Origin of the sequence: Psychrobacillus sp. FSL H8-0487, assembly GCF_038008385.1 — a bacterium.
GTDB classification, from domain to species: Bacteria; Bacillota; Bacilli; order Bacillales_A; family Planococcaceae; genus Psychrobacillus; species Psychrobacillus psychrotolerans.
Genome location: NZ_JBBOZA010000001.1, coordinates 2,256,719 through 2,277,462, shown reverse-complemented (window position 1 = coordinate 2,277,462; position 20,744 = coordinate 2,256,719). Strand labels below are relative to the sequence as shown.

Genomic DNA, 20,744 nt, shown 5'->3' with positions numbered 1-20,744 from the left:
TACCGGTAATTAAGAGTATTATAAAGAGGTACGTACATCTTGAAAGGGGAATAACTAATGACTGAAAATATTGCAGCATTAATAGATCATACTTTACTAAAACAAGACGCAACTAAAAATCAAATTGAAAAATTATGTGAGGAAGCTAAAACATATAATTTTGCATCCGTATGTGTTAATCCTACATGGGTAAATTTAAGCGCGTCTCTTCTAAAAGAAAGTCCAGTAAAAGTTTGTACCGTTATCGGATTCCCTTTAGGCGCAAGTACTTCAGCAGTGAAGGCATTCGAAACTACTAATGCTATTGAAAATGGTGCAGATGAAATTGATATGGTACTAAATGTTGGTGCGTTAAAAGACCAAGATTATAACTTAGTACAAAAAGATATCGAAGCTGTAGTAAATGCTGCAAAAGATAAAGCGATTGTAAAAGTTATTTTAGAAACTTGTTTATTAACAAATGAAGAAATTGCGAAAGCAAGTGAATTATCTAAAGCAGCAGGTGCGGACTTCGTGAAAACTTCTACCGGTTTTTCTACTGGAGGAGCAACAATCGAAGCTGTAAAACTAATGCGCGAAACTGTAGGACCTGACTTAGGCGTGAAAGCTTCTGGTGGTGTTAGAAACTTAGCAGACGTTGAAGCAATGGTTGAAGTTGGAGCAACAAGAATTGGTGCAAGTTCTGGAGTAGAAATTGTAAAAGGATTAGAAAGTAAATCTGATTATTAATTTTTACTTGGCATAATTGCTCTAAATTAGTTGTTAGATTAAATTTCTAACTAAATAAAGTAAAAATTATATCTCAAAGTATTGACCAAGTCTTTACAATACGGTATAATTTTTTAGTACATAGCACTAGGTTATGTGCTTGACGTGTGTTCGGAGGGAGGGAAAAAGAGATGTCAAAAACTGTCGTTCGTAAAAACGAATCGCTTGAAGATGCTCTTCGCCGCTTCAAACGTACTGTATCTAAAAGTGGTACAATTCAAGAGGTTAGAAAGCGCGAGTTTTATGAAAAACCAAGCGTAAAGCGTAAAAAGAAATCTGAAGCTGCCCGTAAACGTAAATTCTAATTTACTTTATTTACTAAGCTTCGAAGCTATGGTTTCTAAAACCTGAGCGGAAACGTAAAAAGAAATCAGAAGCTGCACGTTAACGTAAGTGGTATTTATTCCCAACCATCCCTACGTTCAAAACACGTACTTTATGATTAAAATTTACAATTATGTAAACCGAGAAAATTTATTTTCTCGGTTTATTTTTATTTTATGAAACTTTTTGAAAGTTCATCCGTAAATAGGAGTATACATATAGAAGAAAGGAGGTTAAGTGGTGAAATTGACTCGCTATGTCGTTTCTCTTTGTTTATTAGTCTTATCATTTGGAATGATGATTCCTATTATAACAGCACAAACTACAGAAGTTTATAAAGTACCAGTATACGATGAAGTGGAAAAAGGATTATATGCTTTTCTGAAACGTTCAATCCATGAAGCAGAAGAGGCTGGAGCAGAGGCAATTATTTTTGAGATTAATACACCTGGAGGTTTTGTAGATTCGGCAGAAGATATTGCTAATTTATTGGATTCCACATCGATTCGTAAAATTGCGTATATTAACTCTGAAGCATTATCAGCAGGTGCTTATTTAGCACTTCATACAGATGAAATTTATATGTCCCCTAGCGGAACAATCGGTGCAGCAGCAGTCATTGAAGGTAGTGGAAACACTGCAGGTGAAAAAGCAAATAGTGCATGGAAAGCGAAGATGAAAAACGCTGCTGAGTTAACGGGTAAAGAACCTATATATGCTCAAGCTATGGCAGATGATACCGTAGACTTACCTGAATATAGAGCCCCTGTCGGTAAGTTATTGACACTTTCTTCAGCGGAAGCATTAGAAGTAGGCTATTCAGAAGCAACCGTTAGTTCATTTGATGAATTACTTGAAGTTACTAAGCTTTCTGGAGCGAAAATAATTGAAACAGAAGAGACCTTTATGGAATCGCTTGCACGTTTTATAACCAATCCAATTATCGTTCCAATCCTGTTATCAATTGCAAGTTTAGGTTTAATCGTCGAATTGTATTCGCCAGGTTTTGGTGTCGCTGGTACAATGGGGTTAATTTCGTTAGTTCTGTTCTTTTTCGGACATTTAGTTGCAGGTCTTGCTGGCTATGAAACAATCATTATTTTTGTGATTGGTGTTTTACTTATTGTCGCGGAGTTCTTCCTGCCCGGAGGAATTAGTGGTATATTAGGGGCGGCAGCTATTATTATAAGTATAGTATTAGCTGGTGGCGATATTGAGCAAATGATTATCGCCGTTATAATTGCATTAACAGTAGCTATAGTGGGAATGGTGATTATTATGAAATTCTTTGGTAGGGAATTAAAAGTGTTAAATAAAGTAATCTTGTCGGATGCGACTACAACTGAAAAAGGATATGTTTCCAATAAAAATCGAGTGGAACTTGTCGGAAAATTTGCAGTGACAATGACACCACTTAGACCTTCGGGAACTATACGTATCGATAATGAAAGAATTGACGCAGTTTCAGATGGTAGTTTTATCGGAAAAGATAAATATGTTAAAATTATTAAAGTGGAAGGCTCTCGTATCGTCGTTCGAGAAGCAGTAGAAGGGGAGGTAACAGAATGATTACAGGCTCAACAGTTACTTTAATCATCGTTATAGTATTAGCATTTGTAGTACTATCAGTATTTTTCACATTTTTCCCAATTACGTTATGGATTTCTGCACTAGCAGCAGGAGTGAAAATTAGTATCTTTACATTAGTAGGGATGAGGTTACGTCGTGTTATTCCTTCACGTATTGTTAACCCATTGATCAAAGCTCATAAAGCGGGTCTTGAAGTTTCAATCAATCAGCTGGAAAGTCATTACCTTGCTGGAGGTAACGTAGACCGTGTGGTTAACGCTTTAATAGCGGCACATCGTGCAAACATTGAACTAACATTTGAAAGAGCTGCAGCGATCGATTTAGCTGGTCGTGACGTATTGGAAGCGGTGCAAATGTCCGTAAATCCAAAAGTTATTGAAACACCATTTATCGCAGGTGTGGCAATGAACGGTATCGAAGTTAAAGCAAAAGCGCGTATTACAGTTCGTGCCAATATTGACCGTTTAGTCGGTGGTGCTGGTGAAGAAACAATCGTAGCTCGTGTTGGTGAAGGGATTATTTCAACAATTGGTTCTAGTGTAAGTCATGAACGCGTACTTGAAAATCCAGATTTAATCTCTCAAACTGTTTTAGCAAAAGGATTAGATTCTGGTACTGCCTTCGAAATTCTATCGATTGATATTGCGGACGTTGATATAGGTAAGAACATTGGTGCAGAACTACAAACAGAGCAAGCAGAGGCAGATAAGAAAATTGCCCAAGCAAAAGCTGAGGAACGTCGTGCAATGGCTGTAGCATCTGAACAAGAGATGAAAGCAAAAGTTGTAGAGATGCGTTCGAAAGTAGTAGAAGCGGAAGCTGCTGTTCCATTAGCAATGGCTGAAGCGCTACGTGAAGGTAATATTGGTGTGATGGATTACATGAATTACAATAATATTAAAGCTGATACTGGTATGAGAGATTCTATTAGTAAAGTTGGCGGAGAAAAACCTTCTACTGACGAGCTAAAATAATATAGCAGAAAGGAGGCAATCTCCTTGGAAGCCTTTATTCCTATAATCATCGCATTACTTTTTAGTGTTTTCTTTAATAAAAAGAAAGAACCAGACAAAAAGACGGTTGAAAAACCTGTAAATAGTACTCCTTCACGTAAAACTGTTTCAGAAAATCCTTTTAAAGAATTAGGTGATTTTGCTAAACAGTTTACGAATGAACGACAGCAGGAGAAAAAAACAAAACCTCCTGTCGTAAGAGAAGTGCCTGTAGTGGAGAAAATGGAGCGAGAGGTTAAGCGAAATCAAGGAGTGGCAAGAACTTCTGGTAGATTGAGTACTCATCAGGAAAGTGCCCCTCTACGTCCAGAAACTACTCCGGTAAACTCTATGCTGCCTAGCAGTGAGGACGAATTGATCAGAGCAATTATTTTTTCCGAAATACTTGCTCCACCAAAATCTAAAAGATAACTCATGAACACCCCTTTACATGCATAAATTCATGTAAAGGGGTGTTTTTTGTGAAGCAGTTATTTCCACTCCATGCGAGTATTATGTTAGATAATTTTGATGATATTGTATTGGATTATGAATTTTCCTTAATACGGTTAAAAGAAAATAGTTTAGTCTGTTCCTATGACCATTTTCTTTTAGAAATTCATGCCGAAAAGTTGCACATAAAATCGATGTCCAGTGATAAGTTGCATCTACATGTGCATAATCTTCAGTTCTTTAATATAACTAGGAAGGAAAAAACGGTATGAAGCGTCTTATCAAAATTCAAGCACCAATTTCTACAGATCAGTTTACGCTTTATAAGGCTTTAAAGGAACAAAATATTGAAGTTTATCGGCTTCATACAAACGATACTCATATAAACTTTTCTATTCAAGCAAAAGATTTGAATGCGTTTCGGAAATTAAGAAAAAAACTGAAGATGCCGATTAAATTAGAAGATGAACTAAAAGAAAGTACCATCTCTTTTTATTCATGGTCCATAATGGGAGTTTTCTTCTTTATCGTAATTCCAATTATATTTGCCCAATTTATATGGACCGTTCATATTGAGTCGGATTCACCGGAAAGTAATATTCTACTAACTGAGCAGTTAAAAGAGATGGGTATTAAAGAGAGAATGTTTGCCTCAAAGTTGCCGTCAGAGCAAGAGATACGCCAAAATATTTTATTAAAACATAAAGAGTATTCATGGGTTCACTTTTCAAAATCCGGGTCTATATTTACGGTAGCTCCAATGTTGGCGCCACCTCAAACAGCAAAAGAGCTAAAGGATGCACCTGCTGTAAATCTTGTAGCCAAGAGAAGTGGAGTCATTACAGATTTTATCTTAACAAAAGGGGTGAGAGCTGTTGAAAAGAACATCTCTGTAAAAAAAGGAGATGTCTTAGTTAATGGTTTTGTCACCCAAGGAAACAAAAGGATTTTAACAAGTGCAGAAGGAAAGGTATACGCTAGCTATTGGGTAGAGCTATCATTTGAACTGCCAACGCAAGTTGCTGTTACTAATCCGAACTCAAAAGAATTGATCATCCAGAAAAAGGTGGATAATAAACAGAAGTTTTGGAAAGAAATACAGTTACCCGCTTTCATCCAGAAATACGTTCAGGCAGGTTATGTACAAAAGAATCACCATATAACTTATTCACTAACGGAACAGTCCATAGAACATCTCATAAGACCATTACTTTTTCAAAAAATTATGAAAGAATTACCTACAGGAACTCAATTATTAGAAGATAAAGTTTTACAGGTATCAATACAAGATGATAAAGTAAAAGGGAAGATACTTTTACTGATAAATGAAAATATTGCAATACCACATGTTATACCCCAAGGAGACGAATCATGAGCGAAACTAAACAATTAGATATTAATTTGCAAGATCCAGCAGAAGCGGTAATGCTGCTTGGCATCTCGGATAAAAATGTAAAACTTATTGAAGCGGAGCTAAAAGTTCAACTTATTACTAGAGGTGAACAAATTCAGATTATTGGTGAAGAAAAGAATGTAGAAGATGCTAGACAGCTTATGATTCAACTATTAGCAGTCATTCGAAAAGGGATCAATATCAATTTGCGTGATGTATCTTCCGCAATAGAAATGAGCTTGAACGGTACAATTGAGTATTTTTCAAGTTTATATGACGAAGAAATAGCACGAAATACAAAAGGTAAAGCGATTAGAGCAAAAACAATAGGGCAACGGGAATATATCCAAGGAATTAGACATACAGATCTTACTTTCGGAATTGGGCCTGCAGGTACCGGTAAAACGTATTTAGCGGTAGTAATGGCTACACAAGCACTTAAAAATGCTCATGTGAAAAAAATCATTTTAACACGCCCAGCAGTCGAAGCAGGAGAAAGTCTAGGATTCCTACCCGGAGACTTAAAAGAGAAGGTAGACCCTTATTTACGGCCGTTATACGATGCGCTCCATGATGTATTAGGAACAGAACAAACGGATCGACTTATGGAGCGAGGTACAATTGAAATTGCACCTTTAGCCTATATGCGAGGTCGTACATTAGATGACGCATTTGTTATTTTAGATGAAGCACAGAATACAACAAAAGCTCAAATGAAGATGTTCTTAACACGTCTGGGATTTGGTTCTAAAATGGTAATCACTGGTGATAAAACACAAATTGACTTACCAAAAGGTGCAGAATCTGGTTTAATCGTTACAGAAAAAATATTGAAAAATGTTGCGGGAATTCATTTCCAATATTTGGAGCAAGGGGATGTAGTACGCCATCCGTTAGTTGCTAAAATTATACAAGCATATGAAGAACTATAATATCCAATTCTTAAAAGAAGCAATTGTCTATGTTTAGACGGTTGCTTCTTTGTTAATTGGGAAACATTAGTGAATTGTGAAAAAAATAAGGTATAATGGAATAACTAGTTGGTGGGGGGATGAGAAGAAATGAAAAAAATCCTTATAAAGTGGAGAGAATGGAAAAATAGTAGGTATCTCCCTTTCATCGTTACTTTTATAACAGCGATTTGTTTGTTCTTTTTACTCATTGGAAATGTAAAGGAAAGTAAATATGATTTTGAATTATTCCAGCTTTCACCTGATACAATCAGAGCAGTTAAAACTATGGAAGACTCGGAAAAAACAGAGCAAGAACGTAAAAGAACAGAGCTAGAAGTCCCAGCTGTTTATCAATTTCAAGATGAAACGGCTGCTAACCAGGCTGCTATAGTTAAATCTATTTTTGATAGTGTTTTACACGTAAAAGAAAATGCAAAGCCCGAAGAAGATACCCCAGCAACTTTAGTAGGAAAACTGAAAAAAGATATGGAAGAGCTGGCAGAGAATGCGAGTTATGTTCCACTTAACGATGAAATGTTAGCTACATTAATTAACCAAAATAATAGTATTTTAGAAGATTCAAAAACGAAATTATCGGAACTAGTAGAGAAGAACTTAAGTGAACCAATTAGACTGGAGAATATATCTATTTCCAGAGAAAAAATTGGTCAGCAAGTAAATAACATTTTTTTATATTCACAGGATTATAGAAATGTGCTCATTAATATTGCAAAAACCTCTATTGTGCCAACGGAAGTAGAAAATGAGATTTTAACACAAGAACGAATAGAACAGGCGAAAGCAAGTGTTGAACCTACTCGTATACTTCAAGGCCAAATTCTCGTTCAAAAGGGTGAAATTATTGATCGAGATGTTTATCGACAGTTGGAATTGCTTGGCATGCTTACGAATAAGGCATCCTATAAGCCATATCTTGGAGTAGCTATATTTGTTGCACTCACCATGTGGGTATTATTGGGACAAACAATCAGTAAAAGGAAAAAAACGATAAACAATTCTAAAAATTTAATTGTTGTTGCCTTCAGTGTTATTTTATCTGTACTAATGATGAAGGTAATTCAATCTGTTGCATCTAATTTTGATGTAATTATTGCGTTTTTAATACCTACTGCAATGGTTGCAATGCTAGTTTATTTATTGGTCGATGAACGTGCAGCGTATATTTCCAATTTTGTATCAGCTGCATATGCAGGTATTATCTTTCAAGAAGGCTATACACTCGTATTTCAAATGGAAGCTTCTTTATACATATTATTTGGGGGCGTTGCAGGAATTTTCGCCATGCAAAGGATGCAAACTAATTCTCAAATATTGCGCTCTAGTCTAATCGTATCTTCTGTGAATATTGTCTTTATTATATTTTATTTGTTAATGACGAAGGCTTCATATGAAATTACGGATATATTATTTTACATCGGAGCAGCTCTTGCTTCAGGGATATTATCTGGGGCAATGACTATTGGGATATTACCTTTTTTTGAATCTTTCTTTGGTATTTTATCTTCCATGAGACTCATAGAATTATCAAATCCCAACCATCCTTTGTTAAAGAAAATTTTAACCGAGACACCTGGTACATATCATCATAGTTTAATGGTGGCAAATTTAGCAGAAGCTGCTTGTGAAGTAGTTGGGGCAAACGGTTTATTGGCACGCGTTGGCTGTTACTATCATGATATTGGTAAAACAAACAGGCCAGGATTTTTCATCGAAAATCAAGTCAATGGTTATAATCCTCATGATTCTTTATCTCCAGAAGCGAGTAGAGATATTATTATTGCACATGCAGTGGATGGTGCGAAGATTTTGAGGAAACATAAATTACCGAAAGAAATTGTAGATGTAGCGGCGCAACATCATGGTACAAGCCTATTGAAATTCTTTTATTTTAAAGAGAAAGAGATTAATGATAAAGTGGAAGAAGACGAATACCGTTATCCAGGTCCAAAACCGCAAACAAAAGAAATTGCCATCATATCGGTTGCAGATAGCGTTGAAGCAGCTGTTCGCTCGATGAAAGAGCCAAATGCTGATAAAATTAAAAAATTGATACAGTCTATTATTAAAGAAAAAATACTAGACGGGCAATTCGATGAATGTGATCTATCACTTAAGGAAATAAAGAAAATGGAAGAAAGTTTTTGTACTACGATGAATGGAACATTTCACTCTCGGATTGAATATCCAAAATAATTTATGAGGAGCCAAAAATATGCTAGAACTAGATTTAATGGATGAAACAAATTCTATACCCGAAGAAACATTAGCTCTTGTAGGAAAAGTATTACAATCTGCTGGAGAACAACTTTCTGTAAAAGAGGGCAGTGAGGTTAGTGTAACCTTCGTAACGAATGAGGCAATTCAAGAAATTAATAAAACATATCGCAACAAAGATATGGCAACAGATGTAATCTCCTTTGCAATGGAAGAAATGGGAGAAGGGGAAGTTGAAATTATAAATGCAGATATTCCAACCCTTTTAGGGGATATTATCATATCTGTCCAACGTGCAACGGAACAAGCAGAAACTTATCAACACTCATTTGAGCGAGAGCTGTGTTTCTTGGCCGTTCATGGCTTCTTACATTTGTTAGGTTATGATCATGGGACTGAACAGCAAGAAAAAGAGATGTTTGGACTACAAGAATCTATATTACAAGCTTTTGGGTTAAAACGTGAAGGCCATGAACCCTCGTAAATTTTTTCGGTCGTTTATCTATGCTGCTAATGGAATTTATCACGTAGTTAAAAGTGAACAAAACTTTCGTTTTCATTTACTAGCAGCAATAGTTGTTGTAATAGCAGCAGCGGCAACTGGTCTATCTGCATTTGAGTGGATAATCATTGTGATTTCGATTTTTGGCATGTTCATGATAGAATTAGTAAATGCGTCCATAGAACGTGTCGTCGATTTGGTGACGCCGGAATTACACCCACTAGCTAAACAAGCAAAAGACTTAGCTGCTGGAGCCTGCTTAATATATGCTATTTGTACTGTAATTGTTGGTTTAATCATATTTATCCCGAAATGGTCGGGAATCATATTATAGAGGTGAATTATTTTGAATAAAGAAATGTTATTAAAAGCGTCCATAACAGCAAGAGAAACAGCATATGTTCCATACTCAAAATTTCAAGTAGGGGCAGCACTTTTAACAAGAGATGGAGAAGTATTCCTTGGTTGTAATATTGAAAATGCATCGTTTGGATTAACAAATTGCGCAGAGCGTACTGCCATCTTTAAGGCCGTGTCAGAAGGAAAAAAAGAATTTTCTGCAATTGCTATTTCAGGCGATACAGAAGGACCTATTTCTCCTTGTGGAGCATGCAGACAAGTTATAGCTGAATTTTGTGATCCAGATATGCCTGTTTACTTAACAAATTTAAAAGGAAATGTATCGGAAACGACGGTAGCAGAATTATTACCTGGAGCCTTTAAAACGGAGGACATGGATTATGCTGCAAAATAATGAGAATTATAAATCAGGATTTATATCAATAATAGGTAGACCAAATGTAGGGAAATCTACATTTTTAAATCGAGTAATTGGGCAAAAAATAGCGATAATGAGTGACAAACCCCAAACAACTAGAAACAAAGTACAAGGTGTGCTTACCTTAGAAAACAGTCAAATGATTTTCATCGACACACCAGGAATTCATATTCCGAAACACAAACTTGGCGATTTTATGCTTAAAGTTGCCAAAAATACTCTTCGTGAAGTAGATGTAATTATATTCATGGTTAACGCAGTAGAACCAAGAGGCAAAATTGACGAGTATATAATGGAAATGTTAGAAAATAACGAAACCCCTGTATTCCTTGTGATCAATAAAATTGACCAGGTTCATCCTGAAAAATTAGTAGATATAATTGAGTCCTATACAAAGAAATATAATTTCGCGGAGGTTCTACCAATTTCTGCCCTTCAAGGTAATAATGTGGAGAAATTACTAGAAACAATTCAATCCTATTTACCACAAGGACCACAATACTACCCGGCTGACCAAGTAACAGATCACCCAGAAAGGTTTATTATTTCTGAACTAATCCGTGAAAAAGTTTTGCATTTGACGAGAGAAGAAATTCCACATTCAATTGCGGTTGTAATTGATAAAATCAAAAAAGAAGAAGATACCGAAAAAGATATGATTCGTGTTTCTGCAACAATTATAGTAGAACGAGATTCCCAAAAAGGAATTGTCATCGGTAAAAAAGGTGCTTTACTGAAAGAAGTTGGAACAAGAGCACGTAAGGATATCGAAATGTTGTTAGGAACAAATGTTTACTTAGAATTATGGGTTAAAGTACAAAAAGATTGGCGCAATAAATCAGCGCATTTGAAAGATTATGGTTTTAGAGACGATGAGTACTAAGAAAGAAGGGAAGGCAATTGCTACAAAAAGTAGAGGGTATTGTCTTACGAACTTCTCCTTATGGCGAATCGAATAAAATCGTTACCATTTTTTCACGTGAATTAGGGAAGAGAGCAGCGATGGCTCGAGGGGCAAAAAAACCAACTAGTCGTTTAGCTTCGATCTCACAGCCTTTTACGTACGGCTATTTTTTGATTCAGCAAGGAAAAGGAATGGGGACTTTGCAGCAAGGTGAAATTATTGACTCGATGCGGTCTATTCGAGAAGATATTTTTACTACAGCGTATGCAAGTTTTATCATGGAGTTAGTAGATAAATTAATCGATGATGAGGCACCAAAGCCACAGCTATTTGAGATTTTGCAGCAAGCGTTACATGCAATTTCAGAAGAGTATGATCCAGAGGCGATAAGTTTGTTTGTGGAATGGAAGCTTCTCCCGACAGCAGGTATTTATCCAACGCTTCATCAATGTACCAATTGTGGTGCAACAGATGGGGAGTTTGCTTTTTCTTTTTCTCAAATCGGATTTCTTTGTCATCGTTGTTTTTCCATTGACCCATATATAATTAGACTTTCTCCATCCCAAGTGAAGCTTATCCGAACTTTCTATACAGTTCCTATTGATCAAGTAGGGAAGTTAACACTAAAAAAAGAAACGAAGGGCTTTATCAAAAAGATTGTGCGCACTATTTATAGTGAACAGGTCGGAATTCGATTAAAGTCCCAACACTTCTTGGATCAAATGGAGAAAACCCCAGAGTTTTTCACACCTAAAAAAGAAAAACCAAGTCCCGAAGAAGAGTAATTCTTTGGACTTGGTTTTTTTATTGGCTATTTTAATGCTATGCTTCACACGGAGAGTTGTGAACTTATATTGAATTGTGGAGTTAATGCATATACAAAAGAAGAGGTTTAATTAAGAATGTGAAACGATGTACTTAAACTAACGAGTGTTTTACTTCAAGAGGAAGTAAAATCATTTTTAAAAGAAAATATAGAGGTGTTAGATGACAAAATTTAATGCTAAATCAATAATATTGGATAAATTCGGTATTTCTAAATCAAATTTTTTAGGTTCAGGCATGGAATCCGAGGTTTATGCTTATGACGATAATAAAGTTGTGAAATTGTATAATGATATGTCCGATTCAAATAAGCAAAGAATTCTAAAAGGTTTTTACTCCAAGATTGATTCAAGTTCTTTGAGCTATGAGCTTCCCTTTATTTACGATACCTTTGAGGAAAACGGCATATTAGTAACTATTGAAAAACGAATTGAAGGTAATAATTTACAAAGTATGCTCTCAAAGATGAATTATATAGAACAAAATAATATGATGGAAACTTATCTTAATGCAAATATTGAATTGAAATCTGTGAAAATAAAACCTAATCTCGAAGGATACATCCTATTCAATGATCAGCAGATTTCATCATTAAATATAATTAGTTGGTTTGATTTATTGAAAGAAGAAATTTTTCGAAAACAAAAGGAACTGGAGTCTTATTTAAAAAGAGATGTTGTGAATTATGATGCTAAAGTTAAACAATTAGTAGAAATATTGTCATTAGGTTATGAAGGTGAATATTCTTTAATTCACGGAGATTTTTATCCTGGGAACGTAATGATTAATGAGAGTGGGAAGGTTACAGGATTAATAGATTTTGGATTAATGACAATGTACGGGGACAACTTATTTGATATAGCAATAGGATGGGTATGTTTTGATATGTATAATGAGTTGAATGCAAATATATATGAGAGATATCTAAACATAATTATTTCAACACTAGGTGCAGATGTTAGAAAGAGATTATATTTCTATGTTCTAATATATAGCTATATATCTGCCAATCTTTATTCTCATAATTGCGAAGACGGTCATTATCAATGGTGTGTTAAAAATTTAAATAATAAAAATTATTGGGAAGTTCTATAAGAAACGAAAAAACTAACTATATCCTTAAAATAATCAATTAGTAGCAAAGATTGGAACTGGAATACCTTCAATGTAATGCAGCTGTTTAGTTGAAGATGAGAAAGGGAGTTCTATGTCGCATTTTACTTATAATACGACATAAAAAAGGAAATAGACTTAATCGTCTATTTCTTTTTGCATCGCTTTCAATTTTGCTTTATGTTTAGCTTTAGGAATTGCGTAATATTGCTCAAATCGGCACAGCTTACAAGAACAGTGAACTTTTCCTTTGCTTAATGTACCGCGTATAGGCAAGTACTCGTCTTCCAATTGAAAGACAGTGTGTAAAATCGACAACTTTTTTTGAATGATTCGCTCTCGCTGGTGATGAGTATAGGCTTTGGTACGGTTTTTCATGTGAATCAGCTCCCTTGAGAAACCCAAGCTTGCAAGGAGCATCAAGGAATGTAGCGGTACTCCCTACAAGCTCGGTATGCTGATCAACTTGTTTAAAATATCCATGGCAAAATTCCTTTCAATATGTACTAAATGATAGTACCACAGAATGACTGAAAACACTTAGCAAGTTGGTTAATAAGCAGTACGGCCATAAGGTAATAAAAGAGAAGGTCTTATTCAACTTATGGATGTTTTAGTTCAAGAAGGATTAAATTCTCTTTTGAAAAATTAGCTATAGTGATACATGAGGTCTTCGATAAAATATTTTTGGTGAGTGAAAAACATTCGATTAATAATTGTTATCCAAGTGAATTAAAAATTTGGAACAAAATTAACAGCAGTGAATTTCCAAATGTAAAAAAACGACATTACAAATAAAAACGACATTAAATATTGTTAAGCTAACGGGTGTTTTACTTTAAGAAGAGTAAAGCCTTTTTTATTGAACTAAAGGTGCAGGTTAGTTCAATAAAACAGGAGATATGGGTTTTCTTGTTGAATTAAAGAGGTAGCGTAGTTTAGAAAATAGATAGTTACTTATTATAGTGAAAGGGGTTTTTATATTGACAGAAACTTTTCATATATCATATGGAGATCACCCGTCCCAATTCGGTGTATTGCGTATGCCGGATTTATCTGGACTAAGTCCAGTAGTTATTACGATTCATGGTGGTTTTTGGCAATCGAAATACGGACTTGAAGAAAATTCACCAATTGATGAAGATTTGACTCGTCGTGGTTATGCTACTTGGAATATTGAGTATCGTCGAGTCGGAGAAGATGGTGGAGGTTGGCCGGGAACATTTATTGATGTTATAGATGCTGTAAATCACCTCACCCAACTTAAGGAACGCTTTCAGCTCGATCTCTCTCGGGTAGTTATCCTTGGGCATTCAGCAGGGGGACATTTGGCTCTCTGGTTGGCATCCCGATTTAACAAATTTCAAACGAACGAGATCGGTAAAACGTTGCTGATACCTATACGGAGCGTAATAAGTTTGGCAGGGGTCGTGGATTTGAGGAAGATGTGGGAAATCCATGAGGAAAAAGGGATGAATAGTCCCGTAGCGTCTTTTATTGGAGGATCACCCCAAGAAGTATCTGAACGTTTTAGGTTAGCTTCACCGATAGAATTGTTGCCTTTGAATGTCGAGCAAATTTTGATTCATGGTGAATTAGACCTCCATGTGCCAGTTGATTTAAGTATTGAGTATCATCGTAGGGCTATTGAACAGGGCGATAAAGTTCGTTTGGTAGTACTTCCAGAAGTAGAACATTTTATGGTTATCGATCCGTCATCGGCATGGAAGTCAGTGACCGATTCACTGGAAACTTTAAAAGAAAGTTCAAGTTCTTGAACTAATGAGGTACTTTAGTTAAAAATCATGGGTTGCCAAAGGCAGCTTTTTTTCTTATTGATATAAAAGCCGTAGGTTATTTTAGGTGGGAGTTGGCAGAACAATATAAAACCGCTAGAGAATGTACTTCTTCTCTAGCGGTTTCCTGTCTTTAAGTTAATTCAATTATAGCATATTATTCCATAAATTATCAGTCTGTTTATCTTCAAGTTTCCTAGGTAGTATGAGTCAAGAAAAGGGAATTAAAGAATATATAGGGAATTGTCATTTTAGGAATAAAACTTATTTGGGGAGGTATTTTGATGGATTATGTTTATCATATGGTGCCAAAAGAAATGAAGAGGGAACTTCTTATTTCTCTTAATGAGATAAAATTGTTGCATCCCGAGCTTTATGAAACCTACTCAAAAAAGTATTTTAACCATCCAGAAAGGGCGAGCTTATTATTGAAAAGCATTCCCAAATTAAATTGTTTATGGAATGATGTAATTTTTTTACTACCGCTTCATCCTTACTATGTCTATGAAGCTTTACATTCTCTTGGAGTAAGTATTAAAAAAGATTTGGTGTTTTATGAAATACCAACGAATAAATTGGTAGAAAATAAAAATGCTATATATTTCTATAATAAAGAAAATTATAACGGTCCAGCTAAAGATATACCTGATGAGGAAGTTCAAATCATTGATATAATTTCATATGGAGAATGTTCGTCTTTGCCATCGGACACATTAGCTTACTTCACAGTTGAACATAAAAAAGGTGTTAACTTTGGGATGTTCGCATATATTCCTCATATTTTGAGTTTAGGAAACATTAATGTAAAAGGTGTTAATAAGATTAACTGGAGTGTTGCTCCAGTTAAAACATAATTAGTTTAAATAATAAGTAAGATAAGTCTGCGACTTGTTCTACTAAGAGGAGTAAAGCCTTTTTTCTAATTGAACCTACGCCGCAGTTCAGTTGAAGAAGAAATATAGAGATGATTTTAAAGGAGGTAGTTTGTTATGTCGGAGTGGAAAAAAGAGTTGATTGAAACTAATCGTGGACGCTTTGAGGTGTTTGTAAAGGGAGAGGGTGAACCTGTTTGTATAACTCATCATTATTCGGAATTTAATGAGTCTGGAGACTACTTTGCAGAAACATTTATAGAAAATAATAAAGTCTTTTTAGTTAATTTAAAAGACGCAGGGAACTCCGATAAAGCAGGAAATGCACATGAATTAAGCATGGTGGACGCAGTACTTGACCTTGAAGAGATTCGAAAAGTGTATGGATACCTATCCTGGACATTCGCTGGACATTCAACTGGTGGAATGATTGGTGTTCTTTATGGAATTCATTTTTCATCTTCTTTAAAATCCCTTATTATTGTAGGCTCCTCTGCAAGAGAATATAGTTCAACATCAAGTAGGTGTATTTACAATGAAGGACATCCTAAATTTAAACGGATGCAAGAATTGATGGAACTACTAAAACCGCAAAGCCTTACGGGAGATGAACGGAATAGATTGTCTAAAGAAAGAACTCAACTATCTTTATTTGAACCAGAAAATTTTGATCAATACTTCTCGAAAAATATCTCTAAAAAACTGTCTGCAAATAGATTGAACTTTTTTAGTAGAGAACAACTGATTTTTGATGTTACTCGTCAATTATCAGCAGTTAGAGCAAAAACTATCATTCTTTGTGGTAGACATGATGTTCAATGTCCTGTGGATTTTTCAATTGAAATGAGTGAACTAATTCCAAATGCTTCACTCCATATCTTTGAACAAAGTAACCACTATCCATTTTTAGAAGAAGAATTCGAATTTAAGGAAGTTTTAAAAAGTGTAATATAATAAAAATATTCTTCAAGTGGGTGCTTTAGCTTGCAAGTGGTCAACGAGGCAGTTTAGTTGAAGAAAAAAATGCCACTACCTCATGGTAATATAAGGATAAATACAAAGGGGGGATACTTAAATGTCACTTATAACCATTGCAAAAGCTACCATTACGGATGCTGAAAAACTAACAGAAATTAAGAAAAGGACTTTTGATGAAGAATTGAAAAAGTGGCTTCCAAATCAAGAAAATGTAGTTGATTACAATATTCAGCCACCAGGATATACTTCTATTGAGATGACTAAGTATATGATTAGAGAATTGGAGTATTTTAAAATCTTGCGGGATAAAGAAATTGTAGGTGGAATAATAATAACTATTTCTGGTGCGAGTTACGGAAGAATTGACCGTATTTTCATTGACCCTAACTACCAAGGTAATGGTATTGGTTCAAGGGCAATAAATTTAATAGAGGATGAGTTTCCTAATGTTAGAACTTGGGACCTTGAAACGTCAGGTAGACAAATTAACAACCATTACTTTTATGAAAAAATGGGCTATAGAACAACCTTTGAAACCGAAGAGGAATATGGTTATCTAAAGCAAATAGAAACTTCATCGGAAATAGAAAACTTAGTTAAAAATAAAAACATTTCAAGTACCCAATACGAGAATTGCGATATGGCAACAACGGAGTTTTATGGTGTAAATTTAGAAGGAAGTTCATTCAGTAACAGCAATGTAATGAATAGTCATATAAGCAATTGTAATCTCAGCCACTCAAAGTTCCAAAATTTAAATCTTAGAAATTCACTCTATGCCGATTTAAATCTTTCTAACAGTGAAATGATATTCGTCACTTTAGGTGGAGTTAATTTTATTGATACAAACCTTGGAGATGCAAGTATGCCAATCACATTTGAAAGATGTGATCTGGAAGGAAGTAAATTTAGCAACAGTAATCTAAGAAATGTAGAAATACAAAATAGTGATTTGTCTGGTATGAAAATAGATAATGTTCCAGTAGAAGAGCTTATTGATGCTTACAATCAATTGAATAAAAATAATCAAATGAGTATCAGAGAATTTTAAATTTATCCTCTGAATCTACAGTTATTGGCCCTTTTGCTATTAACAAAGAACAAATAGAACTTTCGCAAAAATTCATGAAGCATGCTCTTATCTCTCTGTTAATAAAAACGCAAGAATAATGGTTTAACTTGATAACCATCATTCTTGCGTTATTAATTTTAATAAAGTTTCACTTAGAACTGTAAGTGATCTTCGATATATGCTTTTACATCGGCGATTGGCATTCTTGTTTGTTCCATCGAATCGCGGTGGCGGACAGTTACTTGGCCATCTGTTTCTGAATCGAAGTCATATGTGATACAGAAAGGTGTTCCAATTTCATCTTGACGGCGGTAACGTTTACCGATAGATTGGGATTCATCAAAATCTACCATGAAATGTTTACTTAAGTCTGAGAATAGAGCAGTTGCACCTTCAGACAGTTTTTTAGACAGTGGTAAAATTGCTGCTTTGATCGGTGCTAAAGCAGGGTGGAAGCGTAATACTGTACGAATATCTCCACCTTCTAATTCTTCCTCATCAAATGCTTCACATAGGAATGCCAATGTTACACGGTCAGCTCCTAAAGATGGTTCGATGCAATAAGGTACATAGCGTTCGTTCGTAATTGGGTCAATATAATTGAAATCTTCCCCGGAATGCTCCATATGTTGTTTTAGATCAAAGTCAGTACGATCTGCAATACCCCATAGTTCACCCCAACCGAATGGGAATTTATACTCGATATCTGTTGTTGCGTTTGAGTAATGAGAAAGTTCATCCTCTGAATGATCACGTAAACGGATGCTATCCTCAGACACTCCAAGGTTTAACAACCAGTCCTTACAATAGGTACGCCAAAATTCAAACCATTCCATATCTTCGCCTGGTTTACAGAAGAATTCTAATTCCATTTGTTCGAATTCTCTTGTGCGGAACGTGAAGTTACCTGGTGTAATTTCGTTACGGAAACTTTTACCTACTTGTGCAATACCGAAAGGCATTTTTTTACGCATAGAGCGTTGCACGTTTTTATAATTTACAAATATACCTTGTGCAGTTTCAGGACGTAAGAAGATTTCATTAGTAGAAGCTTCTGTTACACCTTGGAACGTTTTGAACATCAAGTTAAATTGGCGGATTTCTGTGTAATCAAAAGCACCACAAGATGGACAAACTACATTGTGCTCTTTCATGATTTCTTCCATTTTCTCGAATGAAAGTCCGTCAATTACCATCTCAATACCTTTTTTGTCTAAAGCGTCTTCAATAATTTTATCAACGCGGTGACGTGACTTACACTTTTTGCAATCAATCATAGGATCATTGAAGTTACCAATATGACCAGATGCTACCCAAGTTTTTGGATTCATCAAAATTGCTGCGTCTAAACCTACGTTATAAGGTGATTCTTGTACAAATTTTTTCCACCAAGCTTTTTTGATGTTATTTTTTAGTTCCACTCCAAGGGGGCCATAATCCCATGTATTTGCTAGACCGCCATAAATTTCAGATCCAGGAAATACAAAACCTCTTTGTTTTGCTAAACTAACTACGTTTTCCATTGTAATTGTCATTTAAAAACCTCCATTAATTTTTTCTTTTAACCCGGAATACAAAAAAACTCGTCTCCGGGCAAAAATGCCCGGGGACGAGTTTATAACCCGCGGTTCCACCCCGATTGATTGCTAAAAAACAATCCACTTTAAAAGCATAAGCTCCGAGCTGCCGTTTTCCTACAATGTGGTCTTTCACTATCTCCACTCGCTTTGGTGTAGTACTTATTAATGCTCTTCAACGCTTTATTATTTGTAGCTATTGTATCACGAGCCACTTTACTTCGCAATCACTTAGAAAGAATAGACAAACAACAAAGTGATAAGTTTCATTGATCCCATAAGTATATTAGAAAACAATTTACTAACACCGTCGTTGCGTAAATAATTGCTAAAGTTGGTTTACCTGAAAAGAATAATGCTAATGCAGCTAAACCAAATATTAATAGTTCTAGCAATAGCCGATGAAATCCTTTAAATGGTATTGGAGCTGCAGAGGATCCAAAAACACCCCATAAAATTGCAATAAACAGCGGTAATCCTATGCCCAATAGCAACCTTATAAGATGGTCTTGACTACTTTGAAATCCCCAGTACGCCAAAAAAGCGAGGGCACATACTTCTAGAATAAACCGTAACGCTATATTAATTACCATTGAAACCATCCTTTTTAAGTTTATTAGTATTTATACTAATTTTTGAGTAAATAGTTTCGTATTTTTACAGGTCTGAAAATATGACTTAGTAGTAGAAAACTAGAAATATAAAAGCTGAAAACCACCAACCAGGGTAATGGAAGGTGGTTTATTTTAAATATATGAAAGGGTGGTCCATTGTACATGTTTTTGTACTTACGCCTGTCAAGATTATGTTATTTGTTCCCCCAAAAAATTCTCAAAAATAACTAATATTAGTTGGGTTAAAGGAAAAGCACAAATATGACTTAATTCCTTGAAACATTGGTATATCCAGGATTCTTAATTTTGATTGTAGGGTTTCAATATGCTACAATACTTTAGTATTAAGTATAACACTTTGAGGCGGTGAATCCAATCGAACTCAACAAACGGCAAAATGAGATTTTGGACATAGTAAAAGGAAACGGTCCTATCACTGGCGAACAAATAGCGGAGCGACTTAGCTTAACTAGATCCACTTTACGTCCAGATTTAGCTATATTAACGATGGCAGGCTTTCTAGATGCTCGACCACGTGTGGGATACTTTTATTCTGGCAAAAAAACGAGCCAAGCAATTTCAGACAATATAGCTCAAATGATGGTGAAAGATTTTCAATCAATTCCTGCAGTTGTTGATGAAAGTATGACGGTGTATGATGCTATATGCCATATGTTTTTAGAGGATGTAGGGTCATTATTTGTACTAGATAAAAATTCAATGCTTTCAGGAGTTCTTTCCAGAAAAGACTTTTTACGAACAAGTATTGGTAACCATGATTTAAACAAAATCCCAGTACATATGATTATGACAAGAATGCCTAATATAACATATTGTTTGAAAGAGGATACACTTTTCGAAGTGGCCAAGAAGTTAATGAATCGTCAAATTGATTCTTTACCTGTTGTAAAAGAAGGAAAAGAAGGGTTAGAAGTAATTGGTAGAATTACAAAAACTAATATTACTCGTGCCTTTTTATCATTAGCCGATGACCATGATCTATAA

The 20,744-nt window shown here is 35.1% G+C and carries 23 protein-coding genes; 20 read left to right on the top strand and 3 right to left on the bottom strand.

The window, feature by feature from the left end; translation table 11 throughout:
* The first annotated feature begins 57 nt into the window (after positions 1-57).
* The 15 genes from deoC (at position 58) to MHI47_RS11555 (ending at position 12,812) form a co-directional block, all read left to right on the top strand.
* A complete protein-coding gene (gene deoC, locus MHI47_RS11625; RefSeq protein ID WP_093538500.1) occupies positions 58-729 on the top strand; it encodes a deoxyribose-phosphate aldolase in 672 nt (223 codons plus the stop codon).
* A 170-nt stretch (positions 730-899) separates the two neighbouring features.
* Positions 900-1,073, top strand: coding sequence for a 30S ribosomal protein S21 (gene rpsU, locus MHI47_RS11620; protein WP_016426884.1), 174 nt, complete (start codon positions 900-902; stop codon positions 1,071-1,073).
* A gap of 259 nt (positions 1,074-1,332) precedes the next feature.
* Complete coding sequence (locus MHI47_RS11615) at positions 1,333-2,661, top strand: NfeD family protein (RefSeq protein ID WP_445678295.1); 1,329 nt, start codon at positions 1,333-1,335, stop codon at positions 2,659-2,661.
* Positions 2,658-3,656, top strand: coding sequence for a flotillin-like protein FloA (gene floA, locus MHI47_RS11610; RefSeq protein ID WP_093538501.1), 999 nt, complete (start codon positions 2,658-2,660; stop codon positions 3,654-3,656). The genes MHI47_RS11615 and floA overlap by 4 nt, the downstream gene beginning before the upstream one ends.
* Before the next feature lie 24 nt (positions 3,657-3,680).
* Positions 3,681-4,106 carry a hypothetical protein gene (locus MHI47_RS11605; protein ID WP_340769602.1) on the top strand — a complete coding sequence of 142 codons (426 nt, stop codon included), beginning with the start codon at positions 3,681-3,683 and terminating at the stop codon, positions 4,104-4,106.
* Positions 4,107-4,156: 50 nt separating this feature from the next.
* A complete protein-coding gene (locus MHI47_RS11600) occupies positions 4,157-4,399 on the top strand; it encodes a hypothetical protein (protein ID WP_093538503.1) in 243 nt (80 codons plus the stop codon).
* Positions 4,396-5,502 carry a sporulation protein YqfD gene (locus MHI47_RS11595; protein WP_340830917.1) on the top strand — a complete coding sequence of 369 codons (1,107 nt, stop codon included), beginning with the start codon at positions 4,396-4,398 and terminating at the stop codon, positions 5,500-5,502. The genes MHI47_RS11600 and MHI47_RS11595 overlap by 4 nt, the downstream gene beginning before the upstream one ends.
* Positions 5,499-6,452 carry a PhoH family protein gene (locus MHI47_RS11590; RefSeq protein WP_093538505.1) on the top strand — a complete coding sequence of 318 codons (954 nt, stop codon included), beginning with the start codon at positions 5,499-5,501 and terminating at the stop codon, positions 6,450-6,452. The genes MHI47_RS11595 and MHI47_RS11590 overlap by 4 nt, the downstream gene beginning before the upstream one ends.
* 129 nt (positions 6,453-6,581) lie before the next feature.
* Entirely contained in the window at positions 6,582-8,687 is a 2,106-nt protein-coding gene (locus MHI47_RS11585) for an HD family phosphohydrolase (RefSeq protein ID WP_340830915.1), read from the top strand.
* 19 nt (positions 8,688-8,706) lie between these two features.
* Entirely contained in the window at positions 8,707-9,192 is a 486-nt protein-coding gene (ybeY, locus tag MHI47_RS11580) for an rRNA maturation RNase YbeY (protein ID WP_340762738.1), read from the top strand.
* Entirely contained in the window at positions 9,179-9,544 is a 366-nt protein-coding gene (locus MHI47_RS11575; protein ID WP_093538508.1) for a diacylglycerol kinase family protein, read from the top strand. Before ybeY ends, MHI47_RS11575 begins: the two co-directional genes overlap by 14 nt.
* 12 nt (positions 9,545-9,556) lie before the next feature.
* Positions 9,557-9,964: a cytidine deaminase gene (locus MHI47_RS11570; protein ID WP_093538509.1), complete on the top strand. Its 408-nt coding sequence runs from the start codon at positions 9,557-9,559 to the stop codon at positions 9,962-9,964.
* A complete protein-coding gene (gene era / locus MHI47_RS11565) occupies positions 9,951-10,871 on the top strand; it encodes a GTPase Era (protein WP_093538510.1) in 921 nt (306 codons plus the stop codon). The genes MHI47_RS11570 and era overlap by 14 nt, the downstream gene beginning before the upstream one ends.
* 17 nt (positions 10,872-10,888) lie before the next feature.
* Positions 10,889-11,677, top strand: a complete 789-nt coding sequence (gene recO, locus MHI47_RS11560) for a DNA repair protein RecO (RefSeq protein ID WP_340830913.1) — start codon at positions 10,889-10,891, stop codon at positions 11,675-11,677.
* A 202-nt stretch (positions 11,678-11,879) separates the two neighbouring features.
* Positions 11,880-12,812, top strand: a complete 933-nt coding sequence (locus tag MHI47_RS11555) for an aminoglycoside phosphotransferase family protein (protein ID WP_340830912.1) — start codon at positions 11,880-11,882, stop codon at positions 12,810-12,812.
* A 156-nt stretch (positions 12,813-12,968) separates the two neighbouring features.
* On the opposite strand, the gene MHI47_RS11550 is transcribed toward MHI47_RS11555, so the two are convergent.
* Positions 12,969-13,208 carry a hypothetical protein gene (locus tag MHI47_RS11550; RefSeq protein WP_340830911.1) on the bottom strand — a complete coding sequence of 80 codons (240 nt, stop codon included), beginning with the start codon at positions 13,206-13,208 and terminating at the stop codon, positions 12,969-12,971.
* A 605-nt stretch (positions 13,209-13,813) separates the two neighbouring features.
* Here MHI47_RS11550 and MHI47_RS11545 point away from each other — a divergent pair.
* The 4 genes from MHI47_RS11545 to MHI47_RS11530 all read left to right on the top strand — a co-directional run bounded on the left by MHI47_RS11545 (position 13,814) and on the right by MHI47_RS11530 (position 17,527).
* Complete coding sequence (locus tag MHI47_RS11545; RefSeq protein ID WP_340830909.1) at positions 13,814-14,608, top strand: alpha/beta hydrolase family protein; 795 nt, start codon at positions 13,814-13,816, stop codon at positions 14,606-14,608.
* Between the two features lie 302 nt (positions 14,609-14,910).
* Positions 14,911-15,480, top strand: a complete 570-nt coding sequence (locus tag MHI47_RS11540; protein WP_340830908.1) for a group-specific protein — start codon at positions 14,911-14,913, stop codon at positions 15,478-15,480.
* Positions 15,481-15,615: 135 nt separating this feature from the next.
* Positions 15,616-16,452: an alpha/beta fold hydrolase gene (locus MHI47_RS11535; RefSeq protein WP_340830906.1), complete on the top strand. Its 837-nt coding sequence runs from the start codon at positions 15,616-15,618 to the stop codon at positions 16,450-16,452.
* 121 nt (positions 16,453-16,573) lie between these two features.
* Positions 16,574-17,527: a GNAT family N-acetyltransferase gene (locus tag MHI47_RS11530; protein WP_093538516.1), complete on the top strand. Its 954-nt coding sequence runs from the start codon at positions 16,574-16,576 to the stop codon at positions 17,525-17,527.
* Positions 17,528-17,700: 173 nt separating this feature from the next.
* Here MHI47_RS11530 and MHI47_RS11525 read toward each other — a convergent pair whose 3' ends face one another.
* Positions 17,701-19,083 (bottom strand): glycine--tRNA ligase, encoded by a 1,383-nt coding sequence (locus MHI47_RS11525; RefSeq protein ID WP_093538517.1) that lies wholly within the window; start codon positions 19,081-19,083, stop codon positions 17,701-17,703.
* Positions 19,084-19,391: 308 nt separating this feature from the next.
* Positions 19,392-19,718 (bottom strand): YrdB family protein, encoded by a 327-nt coding sequence (locus MHI47_RS11520; protein ID WP_340830904.1) that lies wholly within the window; start codon positions 19,716-19,718, stop codon positions 19,392-19,394.
* 387 nt (positions 19,719-20,105) lie between these two features.
* On the opposite strand from MHI47_RS11520, the gene MHI47_RS11515 reads away from it, so the two are divergent.
* Positions 20,106-20,744, top strand: coding sequence for a helix-turn-helix transcriptional regulator (locus tag MHI47_RS11515; RefSeq protein WP_175496337.1), 639 nt, complete (start codon positions 20,106-20,108; stop codon positions 20,742-20,744).

What these genes read in the sequence shown, in the direction of transcription:
- MHI47_RS11575 (WP_093538508.1), top strand. Translation starts at nt 9,179, where the DNA reads ATGAACCCTCGTAAATTTTTTCGGTCGTTTATCTATGCTGCTAATGGA.
- MHI47_RS11555 (WP_340830912.1), top strand. Translation starts at nt 11,880, where the DNA reads ATGACAAAATTTAATGCTAAATCAATAATATTGGATAAATTCGGTATT.
- MHI47_RS11585 (WP_340830915.1), top strand. Translation starts at nt 6,582, where the DNA reads ATGAAAAAAATCCTTATAAAGTGGAGAGAATGGAAAAATAGTAGGTAT.
- MHI47_RS11530 (WP_093538516.1), top strand. Translation starts at nt 16,574, where the DNA reads ATGTCACTTATAACCATTGCAAAAGCTACCATTACGGATGCTGAAAAA.
- floA (WP_093538501.1), top strand. Translation starts at nt 2,658, where the DNA reads ATGATTACAGGCTCAACAGTTACTTTAATCATCGTTATAGTATTAGCA.
- rpsU (WP_016426884.1), top strand. Translation starts at nt 900, where the DNA reads ATGTCAAAAACTGTCGTTCGTAAAAACGAATCGCTTGAAGATGCTCTT.
- ybeY (WP_340762738.1), top strand. Translation starts at nt 8,707, where the DNA reads ATGCTAGAACTAGATTTAATGGATGAAACAAATTCTATACCCGAAGAA.
- MHI47_RS11550 (WP_340830911.1), bottom strand. Translation starts at nt 13,208, where the DNA reads ATGAAAAACCGTACCAAAGCCTATACTCATCACCAGCGAGAGCGAATC.
- MHI47_RS11520 (WP_340830904.1), bottom strand. Translation starts at nt 19,718, where the DNA reads ATGGTAATTAATATAGCGTTACGGTTTATTCTAGAAGTATGTGCCCTC.
- MHI47_RS11535 (WP_340830906.1), top strand. Translation starts at nt 15,616, where the DNA reads ATGTCGGAGTGGAAAAAAGAGTTGATTGAAACTAATCGTGGACGCTTT.
- MHI47_RS11525 (WP_093538517.1), bottom strand. Translation starts at nt 19,083, where the DNA reads ATGACAATTACAATGGAAAACGTAGTTAGTTTAGCAAAACAAAGAGGT.
- MHI47_RS11590 (WP_093538505.1), top strand. Translation starts at nt 5,499, where the DNA reads ATGAGCGAAACTAAACAATTAGATATTAATTTGCAAGATCCAGCAGAA.
- MHI47_RS11595 (WP_340830917.1), top strand. Translation starts at nt 4,396, where the DNA reads ATGAAGCGTCTTATCAAAATTCAAGCACCAATTTCTACAGATCAGTTT.
- deoC (WP_093538500.1), top strand. Translation starts at nt 58, where the DNA reads ATGACTGAAAATATTGCAGCATTAATAGATCATACTTTACTAAAACAA.
- MHI47_RS11540 (WP_340830908.1), top strand. Translation starts at nt 14,911, where the DNA reads ATGGATTATGTTTATCATATGGTGCCAAAAGAAATGAAGAGGGAACTT.
- era (WP_093538510.1), top strand. Translation starts at nt 9,951, where the DNA reads ATGCTGCAAAATAATGAGAATTATAAATCAGGATTTATATCAATAATA.